Genomic DNA, 14,398 nt, shown 5'->3' with positions numbered 1-14,398 from the left:
GATTCAGCCTTGTTCGTCGGTCGCGTCGCGCAGCGCATCGGGGTCGGAAAGCTCGCGCCAGGCCGGCATGAGAATGCGGAAAACGGTGTGACCCGGCTGCGATTCGCATTCGATGACGCCGCCGTGGTCGCCCACGATCTTGGCGACCAGCGCGAGGCCGAGGCCGGAGCCGCTCGGCTTGGTCGTCACGAAGGGGTCGAAGATGTGCTCGCGGATGTCTTCCGGGACGCCGTCGCCATTGTCCTCGACGGCAAATTCCAGCGGCAGGGTCACGCGGTCCCTCGTGCCGGGCACGGAGAGACGGACGCCCGGCCGAAACGCCGTCGTCAGGCGGATCTCGGCGTCCTCGCGGCCCTTCACCGCCTCGGCGGCGTTCTTCAGAAGGTTGAGGAACACCTGCACCAGCTGGTCGCGATTGGCGAAGACCGGCGGCAGCGACGGGTCGTAGAGTTCGAGGATCTTGATGTCGCGGGCAAAGCCGTTCTTGCCGAGCGTCTTCACGTGCTCGAGAACGGAATGGATGTTCACCGCCGACCGCTCGATCGGCCGCTGGTCCGAGAATACTTCCATCCGGTCGACCAGCTTGACGATGCGGTCCGACTCTTCCTGGATCAGCCGGGTGAGCGTCCGGTCCTCGTCGCTGGCGGAGGCGGCCAGAAGCTGGGCGGCGCCCTTGATGCCGGAAAGCGGATTGCGGATCTCGTGGGCGAGCATTGCCGCGAGACCGGTGACGGTCCGAGCGGCGGATCGGTGTGTCAGCTGGCGGTCCATCTTCTCGGCGATCGAGCGCTGCTGGATCATCACCACGACGAGTTCCGGCGCCTCCGGCATCGCCGAGACGTAGAGATCGACCAGCCGCTCGCCGCCGAGACGAGGCGAAGAGACGTCGACGCGGTATTCGCTGATGCGGGCGGCTTCGGCGCGGGCCTGCTCGACCAGCGAGAACATCGGGCTGTCGCCGGGCACGAAGTCCTGCAGCGTCTTGCGGGCGAGATAGGCCGAGCCGGCGGAGAAGAACTGTTCGGCATCGGAATTGGCGAAGCGGAACCGGCCCGCTTCGTCGACGACGATCACCGGATGCGGCAGCGCGTTGAGGATCTGGAACGCCTGATCGAGCATGAAGGGTCCGGTCTCGGACGAATGGGACATGTCAGGCTGCCTCCGCCATCGGCGCGGTTGCGGCCGTCTCGATCTCGGCCAGCGTCGTGCCGGCGAAGAGGCGAGACAGCCTCGTGCGAACATCGTTCGGGTCGGTTCCGGTCATGATCGCCCGGCGCTCTGCCGGCGAAACGGCGGCGCCGGTCGCCCGGAAGCGATCGAGATACCAGCCGAGATGCTTGCGGGCGTGGCGGATGCCGGTCGGCAGGCCGTAATGGCCGAGCATCGCCTCGTAATGACCCACGGCGAAGTCGCCGAGATCGATGCGCGACAGCGCCGCCATCGTCGTCGCGCCGGCCATCAGGCCGGGGAGCCAGGGCCGGCCATAGGCGCCGCGGCCGACCATGACCGCATCGGCGCCGCTGGAAGCCAGCATCTCGCCGAGGCGATCGGTCGAGACGAGATCGCCATTGGCGACGAGCGGCACCGTGATCGCGCGGCGGACGGCGGCGATCGCCTTCCAGTCGGCGGAACCGTCGTAGAAGTCCATGCGCGTGCGGCCGTGCACCGTCACCATCCGGGCGCCGGCCGCCTCCGCCCGCGCGGCGAGCCATGGCGCATTCATCGAAGCCCGGTCCCAGCCGAGACGCATCTTCACCGTCACCGGCACCGCGCCCGCCCCTTCGACGACGGCCTCGACGATGGCGAGGGCAAGCTCGGGCTCGCGCATCAAGGCGGAGCCGGACAGCCCGCCCACGACCTTCTTCGCCGGGCAGCCGAAGTTGATGTCGACGATGTCCGCGCCCGAGTCCGCGAGACGCCGCGCGGCCTCGCCCATGGCCACCGGATCGCGCCCCGCGAGCTGCACCGCATGGATGCCATGCCCGTCACGCAGGGCTCTGAGGGTCGATTCGCCGTCGCCCTTCAGATATTCCCCGCTGGCGACCATCTCGGACACGACGAGGCCCGCGCCGAAGCGCCTCGCCAACCGGCGGAACGGCACGTCGGAGACGCCCGACATCGGCGCCAGCAGGACGCGGTTGGCGAGCCGGCAACCGCCGACCACCAGGGGGGCCGAACCATCCCCCCGCCTTCCCAATTCGCCTAAAGCTTGAGCGTTCATCGCAACTGTCGATTCTTGCAGCACCTGTGCTGTACTTAATCGGAGCATGCTCAAATGACAAGCAATTAGGTGCTTGCTTTCTGTCGCCGGTTCATGTTCCAGCACCCGAGGATTTGAAGCGAGGGCGAGCGGCATGGCGGACAGCGTCGCGGCGATCCTGGTGGCGGCCGGTCGCGGCGAGCGGGCCGGCCACTCCACGGAGGGTCCCAAACAGTATCGGACCGTCGGCGGGCGCGCCGTCCTCGCCCACGCGCTGGCGCTTTTTCAGAGCCACCCGCGGATCGAGACCATCGTCCTCGTCATCCACGCCGACGATCGCGCGCTCTGCGAACGGGCTCTCGGCCCGGAGGCCGCCCGCGTCCATCTCGTCACCGGAGGAGCCGAGCGACAGCTCTCGGTTCGGCGCGGGCTGGAATTTCTCCGGGCGTCGGGGCGCCCGCCCGGCATCGTGCTCATCCACGACGCCGTCCGCCCCTTCGTCGACCATGCGACCATCGACCGGGTGATCGCGGCGGCCATCGCCCATGGCGGCGCGGTCCCGGCGGTTGCCATCGCCGACACGATCAAGCGGGCGACGAGCGACCTTTCGGTCGCCGAGACCGTCCCGCGCAGCGGCCTTTACGGCGCGCAGACGCCGCAGGGGTTTCACTTCGAGGCGATCGTCGGCGCCCATGACGCGGCCGCAGGCTCGGGCCGCTCCGACTTCACCGACGACGCCTCGATCGCCGAATGGGCGGGAACGAGGGTGGTGCTGGTCGAGGGCGCGGCGGGCAACGTCAAGCTGACGACGCGCGAGGACATCGCCGCCGCCGACGAGAGACTGAAGGAGAAACTGCCCGTGATCGACGTCCGGACCGGCAATGGCTACGACGTGCACCGCCTCGTTCCGGGCGACCACGTTACCCTGTGCGGCGTCAGGATCGCCCACGACCAGGCGCTCGACGGCCACTCCGACGCCGATGTCGGCCTCCACGCCCTGACCGACGCGCTGCTGGCGACCTGCGGCGCCGGCGACATCGGCGATCACTTTCCCCCGAGCGATCCGCAGTGGCGAGGTGCCGCCTCCCACGTCTTCGTCGAGAAGGCAGTGGAAATCGTCGCCGCCAAGGGGGGCCGGATCATGAATGCCGACATCTCCCTGATCTGCGAGGCGCCGAAGATCGCGCCGCACCGCGAGGCGATGCGCCAGGCGATCGCGACGATGACGGGCCTGACGCTCGACCGGGTCTCGGTGAAGGCGACGACCAACGAGACGATCGGCTTCGTCGGCCGCCGCGAGGGCATCGCGGCGATCGCCACGGCCTCGGTGGTCTATGGAGAGGTCAAGTGAGCGACGGCAAGACCGATGCCGACGGCGCCTCGGCCGGCCCCTTCAGGGATCGCGGCAGCGAAATCGCCGCCCTCGCGCGCGCTGTCGTCGAGCGCTACGCCGCCGCCGGCCGGACGCTCGCCACCGCCGAATCCTGCACCGGCGGCCTCGTCGCCGGCGCGATCACCGACGTCGCCGGCTCCTCCGCCGTCCTCGACCGCGGCTTCGTCACCTATTCCAACCAGGCGAAGATCGACCTCGTCGGCGTCGATCCCGCAGCCCTCGCCGCCCATGGCGCGGTGTCCGAAACCGTCGCCCGGCAAATGGCCGAAGGCGCGCGGACGCGAGCGGGCGTTACCGTCGCGGTCTCGATCACCGGCATCGCCGGGCCCGGCGGTGGGAGCGAAACGAAGCCGGTCGGGCTGGTGCATTTCGCCTGCGCCGGGCCGGCCGGAACGACGCACCGGGAAGAGCGGTTCGGGGACCTCGGGCGCGCCGGCATCCGCGCGGCATCGGTGGTGGTGGCGCTGCAGATGCTGATTGCAGCGATGGAGCGATGACGGCGCTGCGGCCCCTCGGGCTGGGCCGGCCGAAGGCAACAGGCGTCTCGTGACGGAAATCATCCGTCCGCACGCGCCCTCGACCCGTCGCCGAATTCGTCGGCGCGTCATCGCCGGGTCGCAATTGAAACATCGCATGAGACGACGAAAAGTGTAACGCTGACCGAACGCTGGGCGTCCACGCAACCGGTCAGCGATCGAGGGCGCCCGATGATCAAGGTCTTATCCAGCATCTGGGCTCTCCTGGTCGGCATCGTGCTGATCATGCTGGGAAACGGCATGCATTTCACCCTCATCGGCCTGCGCGGCGGGATCGAGGGGTTTTCGGCGGCGGCTCTCGCCATCGTCACGTCCGGCTATTTCGTCGGCTTTCTCTCCGGCGCCCGTCTCACCCCGTCTCTGATCCGCAATGTCGGGCATGTGCGCGTCTTCGCGGCGCTCGGCAGTTTCATGTCGGCCGGGCTGATCACCTTTCCCCTGCTGGCGGAACCCTGGGCATGGACCCTGCTGCGGATGCTGATCGGCTTTTGCATGTCGGGCGTCTACGTGACGGCCGAGAGCTGGCTGAACGACGCAGCGACCAACGAGACCCGCGGCAAGGTGCTCTCCGCCTACATGATCGCCCAGACGCTCGGCATCATCGGGGCGCAAGGGCTGCTGACGCTCGGCGACGCCGGGACGTCGGTGCTGTTCATCGGTGCGTCGATCCTCGTCTCGATCTCCTTCGCACCGATCCTCCTCACTGTGGCGCCGGCCCCCAGGACCGACGTCACGCGGCCGATGGCCCTGAAGGCTCTCTTCGCCGAATCGCCCCTCGGCACCGTGGGGATCTTCCTTCTGGGAAGCGCCTACGCGACACAGTCCGGCATGGGCCCCGTCTTCGGCACGCTCATCGGCATGGGCACGTCCCAGATCGCCCTGTTCATCGCGATGCTGTTCGCCGGCGCGCTCGTGCTGCAATACCCGATCGGCTGGATCTCGGACCGCGTGGACCGGCGTATGCTGATCTTCGCCGTCTCCCTCGTCGGATCTGCATCCTGTCTTCTCGGATGGATCGCCGGCGCCGGTCTTTGGCCGCTGATGGCTTCGGCCTTCGTTGCCGGCGGGATGACCACGCCGCTCTACGCCCTCTTTCTGGCCTACACGAACGACTTCCTCTCGTCGGAGCAGATGCCGGCCGCGTCGGGCGGCCTCGTCTTCACCTTCGGTCTCGGCGCGATCCTCGGTCCTCTCGTCACGGGCTGGGCCATGGAATGGGCGGGACCGTTCACCTTCTGGCTGGTCCTCGCCGTGACCTTCGGCGCGATCGCGCTCTACGCCCTCTATCGCATGACGCAGCGGCCCGGAGTTCCGGCGAGCCAGACCGACAGCTACATCGCCGTCATCCCGACCTCCTCGCCGGTCGCCGTCGAAGCGGCGAGCGCCTGGGCCGTCGAGCAGGCCGAAAGCGACGGCGACGGTCCCGGCGCGGCCGCAACGGCGACCTGAAGGCGATCATCGCGGCTTGACACGGATTACCGGCTTTCTCGCGACGAAACCGATGGATCAAGCCATCCGGTTCCCGCCGCCTTCACCCGTAGATCTTGTCCGCCCGCTCTTCGAACGCCACGGCAAACCGCCGGAAGGCGAAGTCGAACATCGAACCCATCAGCATGCCGAGGGTGCGGCTCTTGAACTCGTATTCGATGAAGAACTCGACGTCGCAGCTGTCCTCACCGGTCGGCACGAAATCCCAGCGATTGTCGAGGAACTTGAACGGCCCGTTGACGTAGGACACCTCGATCCGCCGCTCTTCGGGCTTCAGCAGGACCTGCGAGGTGAAGGTCTCGCGGACCATCTTGTAGGCCACGGTCATGTCGGCGACGAGAAGGCGCTTGCCCTCCTTCTCGCGCTCCGAGCGAACCGTGAGCGCCTGGCAGAGCGGCAGAAACTCGGGATATTTCTCGACGTCGGCGACGAGCGCGAACATCTCGTCGGCGGAGTGGCGAACGTGGCGTGTCGTTTGAAATTTCGGCATGACGGGCGCGTCAGGCGGCCGACTGGCGGGCGAGCCGCGCGGCCTTCAGACGTTCGAAATCCTCGCCGGCATGATGGGAGGAGCGGGTGAGCGGGCTTGCGGAGACGACCAGGAAGCCCTTGGTCAGCGCCACCTTCTCGAAGGAGCCGAACTCCTCTGGCGTGACGTAGCGGATCACCGCGTGGTGCTTCTTCGTCGGCTGCAGATACTGGCCGATGGTCAGGAAGTCGACGTCGGCGGTGCGCAGGTCGTCCATCAGCTGCAGGACTTCGTTCCGCTCCTCGCCGAGCCCGACCATGATGCCGGACTTGGTGAAGATCGTCGGGTCGAGTTCCTTCACCCGCTGCAGCAGGCGGATCGAATGGAAGTAGCGGGCGCCCGGGCGTACCGTCAGATATTTCGATGGCACGGTCTCGAGATTGTGGTTGAAGACGTCGGGCTTGGCCTCGACCACGCGCTCCAGCGCACCGGGCTTCCTGAGGAAATCCGGCGTCAGGATCTCGACCGTCGTCCCGGGAGCGGCGGCGCGGATCGCGCGGATGGTGCGGACGAAGTGTTCCGCCCCGCCGTCGGGCAGATCGTCCCGGTCGACCGAGGTAATGACGACGTGGTTGAGTCCCATCTTGGCGACGGCGCGGCCGACGCTTTCCGGCTCGCTCTCGTCCAGCGCATGGGGCATGCCGGTGGCGACGTTGCAGAAGGAGCAGGCGCGCGTGCAGATGCCGCCCATGATCATGAAGGTGGCGTGCTTCTTCTCCCAGCAGCCGCCGATATTGGGACAGCCCGCCTCTTCGCAGACGGTGACGAGCCTGTTCTCGCGGGCGATCTCGCGGGTCTCGAAATAGCCCTTGGAGACCGGCGCCTTGACGCGGATCCAGTCCGGCTTGGGCGGGCTCGCCGCGGTGTCCGGCCGATGGGCTTTTTCCGGATGGCGCAGCCGCGGCTTGTCGGCTGCGGGAAGGCGGGTGTCGAGAAGCGTTACCATGGAGCCTACTTAAGCCTCCGGTTTTTGCGATGCAATTGGCTTCGACGCCCGCCAAAGCCCTGCATGGCGGGTCTGAGCGCCACGCAGGGGTCGTCGATTGCCGGTCAGCGCCGGATGGCGCGGAAGATGAAGATCAAGAGGCAGGCGCCGACGAAGCCGGTGATCAGATAGGCCCAGGAAAACTCCGCGCCGGCAGGCACGCCGATGTCGAACAGAGACAAGATGAAGCTGAGCAACAGGGCCCCGACAACGCCGAGGATGATGTTCATGATGATGCCCATGTCACTTTTCATGACCTGTTCGGCGAGCCAGCCGGCAAGGCCACCGACGATGATTGCTGCGAGAAAACCCATTTGGACGACTCCTAACGAAGGGTGAGTGGCAGGTTGCCGCAGTAGTTAGGGTCTTGGTGAGCCGGGCAAGAGGTTCGCGGACCTTCCTTGAAACTATTTGGCGCCGATTGCCGACGATTCGATCCGTCGAACGGACTCGATCCGCCGCAGCCGCGCTCTCTTCGAGGCGACGGACGGGCGCGACCGGCGTTGCGAGAATCCATCAAAGGTGAATGACCCGCCCGTAGGCGTCGAGGACGCTTTCGTGCATCGTCTCCGAGATCGTCGGATGCGGGAAGCAGGTGTGCATCAGCTCTTCCTCGGTGGTCTCGAGGCCCATGGCGATGACGAAGCCCTGGATCAGCTCGGTCACTTCGGCGCCGACCAGATGCGCGCCGAGAAGCTCGCCGGTCTTGGCATCGAAGACCGTCTTGACCAAGCCGTCCGGCTCCCCCAACGCGATCGCCTTGCCGTTGCCGTTGAAGGTGAAGCGGCCGACCTTCACCTCGTGGCCGGCTTCCTTGGCCTTGGCTTCGGTCAGGCCGACCGAGGCGACCTGCGGCTGGCAGTAGGTGCAGCCGGGGATCTCGGTCTTCTTCATCGGATGGACGTCCATGCCCTTGATCTTCTCGACGCAGATCGTGCCTTCGTGCTCGGCCTTGTGGGCGAGCATCGGCGGCCCGGCGACGTCACCGATGGCGTAGATGCCTTCGACGTTCGTCTTGCCGTAGCCGTCGATCCTGATGCAGCCGCGCTCGGTGGCGACGCCCAGATCTTCCAGGCCGAGGCCCTCGATGTTGCCCTTGACGCCGACGGCGGAGATCAGCCGCTCGGCCTTCAGCGTCTGCGACTTGCCGTCCTTGGTCTCGACCGTGACGGAGACGCCGTCGCCGCCCTTCTCCACCTTGGCGACCTTGGCGTCGGTCAGGATTTTCAGGCCCTGCTTCTCGAACTGCTTGCGGGCGAGCTTGGCGATCTCGGCGTCCTCGACCGGCATGATCTGCGGCAGCAGTTCGACGACGGTGACGTCGGCGCCCATGGTCCGGTAGAAGGAGGCGAACTCGATGCCGATGGCCCCTGAACCCATCACGATCAGGCTCTTAGGCATCGCCTTCGGCTTCATCGCCTCGAAATAGGTCCAGATCCGGTCGCCGTCGGGTTCGATCCCGGGCAGAACCCGCGGGCGGGCGCCGGTGGCGACGATGACGTGCTTGGCCTTGTAGCTCCCCTCGCCCAGCGTTCCCTTCGGCACCGGGTTCTGTGGCTCGACGACGGGCTTCTTCGACTTGCCAACGGAGACCTCGACCGGTCCGCCCTTGCCGGCCTTGGTGATCTTCGCCTCGCCCCAGATGACGTCGATCTTGTTCTTCTTCATGAGGTACCCGACGCCGCCGGCGAGCTGGCCGGAGACCTGCCGCGAGCGCTTGACCACCGCTTCCATCTCGAAGCTCGGCTTTGCGATCTTCAGCCCGTAGTTCTGGGCGTTCTCGGCATAGTGGAAGATCTCGGCCGAGCGCAGCAGCGCCTTGGTCGGGATGCAGCCCCAGTTGAGACAGATGCCGCCGAGATGCTCGCGCTCGACGACGGCGGTCTTGAAGCCGAGCTGCGCGGCGCGGATCGCGGCGACGTAGCCGCCCGGGCCACCGCCGATGACCAGAATGTCGTAGGTGTCAGCCATGGGTCAGTATCTCTTTTTGAAGTAAGTACGCCCAGGAAGTGGGGCGCCATCCAGTTCGAATCGACCAGTTATCCACTCGTCATCCCGCTCCATGAATGTTTTAAACACCAATATACCGAAAAATTGGGCAGCAAGTTCCTCGTTCATTCTCGCTGCCTTTTTATATATTGGGAACAAAGGTGTATCGCTCCAATCAGACTTACGAGGAATCCAACTACTTGTCTCGATATCGCTATCGCCGATCAATTCGTTGAGATAAGCATGTACTTCTGAAATTTCCGATTCACTCAATCGGTCACGGATTATTCGGTACTGCCTTTGACGCGGGATCGCGCCTGCCGGCAGGTCGCTGTCCATGTAGTAGACGACCATTGATTAGTGACCTTCAAGCAGCGCCCTGATCGGCTCGACCAGCGCCTCGCCGAGCCGGCGGGTGTTCTCCGCATCGAGATGCACGCCGTCGAGCGGCGACGTTTCGCAGACCTCGGAGGCGTCGAACATCGCGCACCCGTATTCCTCCGCGACCTTGGTCACCGCAGAGCGGAAATGCTGGCTCTCCTCGACCGCGTGGCCGAACAGCAGCGCGAAATCGGGCTCGGTCGTTTCGCAGAACATCGGCGGCGCGACGAGCAAGAGCTTCGGCGGCTCGTAGCCGCGCTGATAGGGAAAGGTCCGGACGATCTCGACCAGCCGCTCCAGCCCCTGCCGGCTGTCGAATACCCGGCCCCCGCCGATGTGACGCTTGAGGTCGTTGGTGCCGAGCATGACGACCACGAGGTCGAGCGGCTGATGGCTGGCGAGCAATGTCGGCAAAACCCGCGCGCCGTTGCGATCGGCCATCACCGTGTGGTCGTCGAAGGCCGTGGTGCGGCCGTTCAGCGCCTCGGAGATCACCCGGACGCCGTGTCCGAGCGCTTTCGCCACGACGTTCGGCCAGCGGTCGAAGAAGTCGTGGCGCAGGCCCGTTTCGGGATTGTAGCCCCAGGTCAGCGAGTCGCCATAGGCGAGGATGGTCTTCATCGGCGCGTTCTCACACCAGCATCGACATCGGGTTTTCGATGAAATTCTTGAACGCCGCGATCAGCTCCGCGCCGAGCACGCCGTCCACCGCCCGGTGGTCGGTCGACAGCGTCACCGTCATGATCGTCGCGACGGTGACGGCACCGGCCTTCACCACCGCGCGCTGATCGCCCGAGCCGACGGCGAGGATCGTCGCATGGGGCGGGTTGATGACGGCGGAAAAGTCCTTGATGCCGAACATGCCGAGATTGGACACGGCGCTGGTGCCGCCCTGGTACTCGTCGGGCTTCAGCTTGCGCGCACGGGCGCGCTTGGCGAGGTCCTTCATCTCGTTGGAGATGGTCGACAGGGTCTTTTCTTCCGCCCGGCGGATGATCGGGGTGATCAGCCCGCCCTCGATCGACACCGCGACGCCGACGTCGGCGTGTTTGTGGACGAGCATCCCGCCCTCGGTCCAGGAGGCGTTGGCCATCGGCACGGCCTTCAGCGCCAGCGCGTGGGCCTTGATGATCATGTCGTTGACCGAGAGCTTGTAGGCCGGCTTGTCGCCGGCATCGGTCTTGATCATCGGCGCGGCGTCGTTGAGTTGCTTCCTGAGGGCCAGCAGCGCGTCAATCTCGCAGTCGAGCGTCAGATAGAAATGCGGGACGGTCTGCTTGGCCTCGACCAGACGCTTGGCGATGGTCTTGCGCATCCCGTCGTGCGGGATCTTCTCGTAGGAGCCCTCCGGGAAGAGCTTGAGGATCGACTCGTCGCTCGCCGCCCTGGCCATCGGCGCCGCAGCCGCCGGCGCTGCCTCGGGCTTTTTCGCGTCCGCCGGCTTGTCGGCGGCAGCCTTCCTGGCGCCGCCGTCCTTCTTCGCCGCTTCGATATCGGCCTTCACAACCCTGCCATGCGGGCCGGAACCGTCGACGGCACCGAGCTCGATGCCAGCCTCCTTGGCGAGCCGCCGCGCCAACGGGGAGGCGAAGATGCGGCCGCCCTTGCCGTCGCTCGGCGCGGCGCCTGCCTTCGAGGCCGACGTGCCTTTGGAGCCGCTCCCGGCTCCGTCCGCGGAGGCCCGGCTGTCGCCGCGCATGTCCGGCTCCCTGGCCTCTTCCTTCGAGCCCGTCTTCGGCGCATCGGCCTTCGGGTCGGGCGCCATCGCGCCGCCATTGTCGTCGCCCGCCGACGCCTTGCCGCCGCCGTTGCCGCCGGAACTCGCCGCCTCGGAAACGTCCTCGCCCTCGGCGGCGAGGATGGCGATCACCTCGTTGACCTTGACGCCCTCCGTGCCTGCCGGAACGACGATCTTGGCGAGCTTGCCCTCGTCGACGGCCTCGACCTCCATCGTCGCCTTGTCGGTCTCGATCTCGGCGATGATGTCGCCGGCGGAGACCGCATCGCCCTCCTTGATCAGCCACTTGGCGAGGTTGCCCTCCTCCATCGTCGGAGACAAAGCGGGCATGGTCACGTTGATCGGCATGTGAGCGTCTCCGAAAGCGTCTTACTGCGCGTTTTGGGTGTCGGGGGCCGGGTTAAGCGGCCAGAGAATGGTCAGCGGGAAGGCGATTGCGTCGAAGGGAGCGGCGCAGACCTCGGTCTCGTTGTCGAAGGTCGGACCAACGACCCACCGGCCATCTGAAAGCTGGACGGTTTCGAGCAACTCGGCGCGAGGGTCGAGGAACCACATACGACCGACGCCGGCGTCGGCATAGATGCGGCGCTTGGCGTTCCTGTCGTAGCGCTCGGTGGAGGGCGACAGCACCTCGCAGACCCAGTCAGGGGCGACCTCGAAAAAGGCCGTGCTTGGCAGAGACGGCAACCGCTCTTTGCGCCAGCCGGCAATATCCGGGACGACAACATTTCGACCGAGATGCAATTCGGGTTCAGAGACGATGATCCATCCTCCGGGGCCGGAACGGCCACGTCCAAAGGCATCTCCGACTTCCATAGCCAGCTCGGCAGCAGCGATAGCGTGCTTCGGCACCGGCCGCGGATGGGTCACGAGCTCGCCGTCGATGATCTCGGCAACGAGCAGCGGGTCGACGGCCTCGAGGTCGGCATAGGTCGCGGCCCGGTGGCGGGGCCCGGAGAACGCTTCAGCGGTCGACATCGCAGCTCCCCTTCCTCAATGCCGGCCATCGCCGGCGACACCGGGCATCGCGCCGTCGTCATGAGCCAGATCCTCGGCGAAGGCGGCGAGATTGTCGAGATGGCGCCCCCAGCCGCCATGATGGTCGAGAAGATAGGTCGCCCGATCGGGTTCCGCCGCCTTCTCCCAGCCCTGATGCTCGATCGTCACCCGCGTCCCGCCGTCGATCGGCGTCAGGGTGACGGAGACCACGGTGTCGAACTCCCAGTCCTCGTCGGCCCAGACCATCACGAGACCTTCCGGCGGCTGGAACGCCGTCACCTCGGCGCGGGTGGTACGGTGCTTGCCGGACGGATCGATCCACGGCTCGACGAAGCGTCCGCCGAGCCGGGCGTCGAATTCGAGGTTCTCGCGCCACCAGACCTTGAAGCAGTTGGGATCGGTCAGGCAGCGCCAGACGTGCTCGCGCGGCTTCGACACGTCCCTCGTCAGGAGGAGCGTGCCTTGCCCTCTTTCTTCCGGCGAGCCGAAGGTCGTCATCTCGGCGCGGCTCCCTTCCCGTCAGTCCCGGTAGGTCACGGCCTTCACCGCATCGATCACGTCCTTGACCGAGGGCAGCGCCAGCTTTTCGAGATTGGCGGCATAGGGCATCGGCACGTCCTTGCCGGCGACCTTCAGAACCGGCGCGTCGAGATAATCGAACGCCTGGGCCATGATCTCGGAGGCGATATGCGCGCCGACGGAACTCTGCGGGAAACCTTCCTCGACGGTGACGCAGCGATTGGTCTTCTTTACCGAGCGGATCACGGTGGGAAGATCCATCGGCCGGATGGTGCGAAGATCGATAACCTCGGCGTCGATGCCGTCCTTCGCCAGTTCCTCGGCCGCCTTGACCGCATAGGTCATGCCGATGCCGAAGGAGACGATGGTGACGTCCTTGCCCTTGCGATGGATGCGCGCCTTGCCGATCGGCACCGTCCAGTCGTCGAGCTTCGGGATCTCGAAGGAATGTCCGTAGAGAATCTCGTTTTCGAGGAAGATCACCGGGTTCGGATCGCGGATCGCCGACTTGAGCAGCCCCTTGTAATCCGCCGCCGTGTAAGGCTGGACCACCTTCAGCCCGGGAACGTGGCTGTACCAGGCGGCATAGTCCTGGCTGTGCTGGGCGGCGACGCGGGCGGCCGCCCCGTTCGGCCCGCGGAAGACGATCGGGCAGCCCATCTGGCCGCCGGCCATGTAGAGGGTCTTGGCGGCCGAATTGATGATCTGGTCGATCGCCTGCATGGCGAAATTGAAGGTCATGAACTCGACGATCGGTTTCAGCCCGCCGAAGGCCGCGCCGACGCCGAGGCCGGCAAAGCCGTGCTCGGTGATCGGCGTATCGACGACGCGCCGGGCGCCGAACTCGTCGAGCAACCCCTGGGTGATCTTGTAGGCGCCCTGATATTCGGCGACCTCCTCGCCCATGACGAAGACCCGCTCGTCGCGGCGCATCTCTTCGGCCATCGCGTCACGCAACGCCTCGCGCACGGTGACCGAAACCATCTCCGTGCCTTCCGGAATCTCCTGGGCGAGATCGCCCTCGGGATCGTCCGGATCGGGATGGGTCTTGCCCTCGGCGGGGACGCGGCGAGCCGACATGTCGTCGACGGCGTTGCCGCCGGAGGACGCCTCGGCTTTCGAAGACTGCTTCTCGTCCGTTTCCCGCGTCGCCGACGTATCCTCGGCGGCCGAAGCCGGCGCACCGCGCGATTTCGACTCCGCGCCGTTTTCCATCGCGCTCTCGTCCTCGCCCTCGGCGAGCAGGATGGCGATCGGCGCATTGACCTTCACCCCCTCGGAGCCCTCGTCGACGAGGATCTTGCCGATCGTGCCCTCGTCGACGGCCTCGACTTCCATGGTGGCCTTGTCGGTCTCGATCTCGGCGATGACGTCGCCCGGAGCGACGGCGTCGCCGACCTTCTTGACCCATTTGGCGAGCGTCCCCTCCTCCATGGTGGGGGACAGAGCCGGCATCAGGATTTCGGTCGGCATGAAGGTGTTTCCTCCTGAAACTCAGGCCTCTCAGGCGGGTCTTGTCGGGGACGCATCGCAGCACTCCCCTTTGCCGGCCCGTTCAAACCTCAAAATGGCGATGCATGTCCCATGCACCAAACCGTCGCTAGAAGCTCGCAGCCGGGCCCCGGCGGCAAGGCCGGGCCC

General features: G+C 66.3%; 15 protein-coding genes. 3 read left to right on the top strand and 12 right to left on the bottom strand.

Translation table 11 applies throughout. The features are described 5' to 3' along the window. Positions 1-3 precede the first annotated feature (3 nt). Together LZD57_RS08465 and dusB are read right to left on the bottom strand one after the other, a co-directional pair. A complete protein-coding gene (locus LZD57_RS08465) occupies positions 4-1,149 on the bottom strand; it encodes a two-component system sensor histidine kinase NtrB (protein WP_233719174.1) in 1,146 nt (381 codons plus the stop codon). Position 1,150: 1 nt separating this feature from the next. Further along, on the bottom strand, positions 1,151-2,221 hold the full coding sequence (dusB, locus tag LZD57_RS08460; RefSeq protein WP_233719173.1) for a tRNA dihydrouridine synthase DusB: 1,071 nt from the start codon (positions 2,219-2,221) through the stop codon (positions 1,151-1,153). 133 nt (positions 2,222-2,354) lie between these two features. On the opposite strand from dusB, the gene LZD57_RS08455 reads away from it, so the two are divergent. The 3 genes from LZD57_RS08455 to LZD57_RS08445 all read left to right on the top strand — a co-directional run bounded on the left by LZD57_RS08455 (position 2,355) and on the right by LZD57_RS08445 (position 5,578). Continuing rightward, the gene (locus tag LZD57_RS08455; RefSeq protein WP_233719172.1) at positions 2,355-3,551 is read left to right on the top strand and encodes a bifunctional 2-C-methyl-D-erythritol 4-phosphate cytidylyltransferase/2-C-methyl-D-erythritol 2,4-cyclodiphosphate synthase; all 1,197 of its coding nucleotides are present in this window, start codon (positions 2,355-2,357) and stop codon (positions 3,549-3,551) included. A gap of 62 nt (positions 3,552-3,613) precedes the next feature. Continuing rightward, the gene (locus LZD57_RS08450; protein WP_233719277.1) at positions 3,614-4,090 is read left to right on the top strand and encodes a CinA family protein; all 477 of its coding nucleotides are present in this window, start codon (positions 3,614-3,616) and stop codon (positions 4,088-4,090) included. Positions 4,091-4,300: 210 nt separating this feature from the next. After that, positions 4,301-5,578, top strand: a complete 1,278-nt coding sequence (locus tag LZD57_RS08445; RefSeq protein WP_233719171.1) for an MFS transporter — start codon at positions 4,301-4,303, stop codon at positions 5,576-5,578. 82 nt (positions 5,579-5,660) lie between these two features. On the opposite strand, the gene LZD57_RS08440 is transcribed toward LZD57_RS08445, so the two are convergent. From LZD57_RS08440 to LZD57_RS08395, 10 genes are all read right to left on the bottom strand, one after another. Continuing rightward, on the bottom strand, positions 5,661-6,107 hold the full coding sequence (locus LZD57_RS08440) for a type II toxin-antitoxin system RatA family toxin (RefSeq protein ID WP_233719170.1): 447 nt from the start codon (positions 6,105-6,107) through the stop codon (positions 5,661-5,663). 10 nt (positions 6,108-6,117) lie between these two features. Continuing rightward, complete coding sequence (gene lipA / locus LZD57_RS08435; RefSeq protein ID WP_233719169.1) at positions 6,118-7,092, bottom strand: lipoyl synthase; 975 nt, start codon at positions 7,090-7,092, stop codon at positions 6,118-6,120. Positions 7,093-7,196: 104 nt separating this feature from the next. After that, the gene (locus LZD57_RS08430) at positions 7,197-7,445 is read right to left on the bottom strand and encodes a GlsB/YeaQ/YmgE family stress response membrane protein (protein WP_233719168.1); all 249 of its coding nucleotides are present in this window, start codon (positions 7,443-7,445) and stop codon (positions 7,197-7,199) included. Between the two features lie 202 nt (positions 7,446-7,647). Then, positions 7,648-9,102, bottom strand: a complete 1,455-nt coding sequence (lpdA, locus tag LZD57_RS08425; protein ID WP_233719167.1) for a dihydrolipoyl dehydrogenase — start codon at positions 9,100-9,102, stop codon at positions 7,648-7,650. Positions 9,103-9,105: 3 nt separating this feature from the next. After that, positions 9,106-9,474, bottom strand: coding sequence for a hypothetical protein (locus LZD57_RS08420; RefSeq protein ID WP_233719166.1), 369 nt, complete (start codon positions 9,472-9,474; stop codon positions 9,106-9,108). 3 nt (positions 9,475-9,477) lie between these two features. After that, a complete protein-coding gene (locus LZD57_RS08415; protein WP_233719165.1) occupies positions 9,478-10,122 on the bottom strand; it encodes an SGNH/GDSL hydrolase family protein in 645 nt (214 codons plus the stop codon). A gap of 10 nt (positions 10,123-10,132) precedes the next feature. Beyond that, the gene (locus LZD57_RS08410) at positions 10,133-11,587 is read right to left on the bottom strand and encodes a pyruvate dehydrogenase complex dihydrolipoamide acetyltransferase (protein ID WP_233719164.1); all 1,455 of its coding nucleotides are present in this window, start codon (positions 11,585-11,587) and stop codon (positions 10,133-10,135) included. Positions 11,588-11,608: 21 nt separating this feature from the next. Beyond that, the gene (locus tag LZD57_RS08405) at positions 11,609-12,217 is read right to left on the bottom strand and encodes a Uma2 family endonuclease (RefSeq protein WP_233719163.1); all 609 of its coding nucleotides are present in this window, start codon (positions 12,215-12,217) and stop codon (positions 11,609-11,611) included. A 15-nt stretch (positions 12,218-12,232) separates the two neighbouring features. Next, positions 12,233-12,736: an SRPBCC family protein gene (locus tag LZD57_RS08400; protein WP_233719162.1), complete on the bottom strand. Its 504-nt coding sequence runs from the start codon at positions 12,734-12,736 to the stop codon at positions 12,233-12,235. A 21-nt stretch (positions 12,737-12,757) separates the two neighbouring features. After that, positions 12,758-14,230: a pyruvate dehydrogenase complex E1 component subunit beta gene (locus tag LZD57_RS08395; protein ID WP_233719161.1), complete on the bottom strand. Its 1,473-nt coding sequence runs from the start codon at positions 14,228-14,230 to the stop codon at positions 12,758-12,760. Positions 14,231-14,398: the final 168 nt, after the last annotated feature.

It is taken from the genome of Jiella avicenniae (genome assembly GCF_021390325.1).
GTDB lineage: Bacteria > Pseudomonadota > Alphaproteobacteria > Rhizobiales > Rhizobiaceae > Jiella > Jiella avicenniae.
The sequence above is the reverse complement of the archived record's forward strand: the minus strand, read 5'-3'. Positions and strand labels throughout refer to the sequence as shown.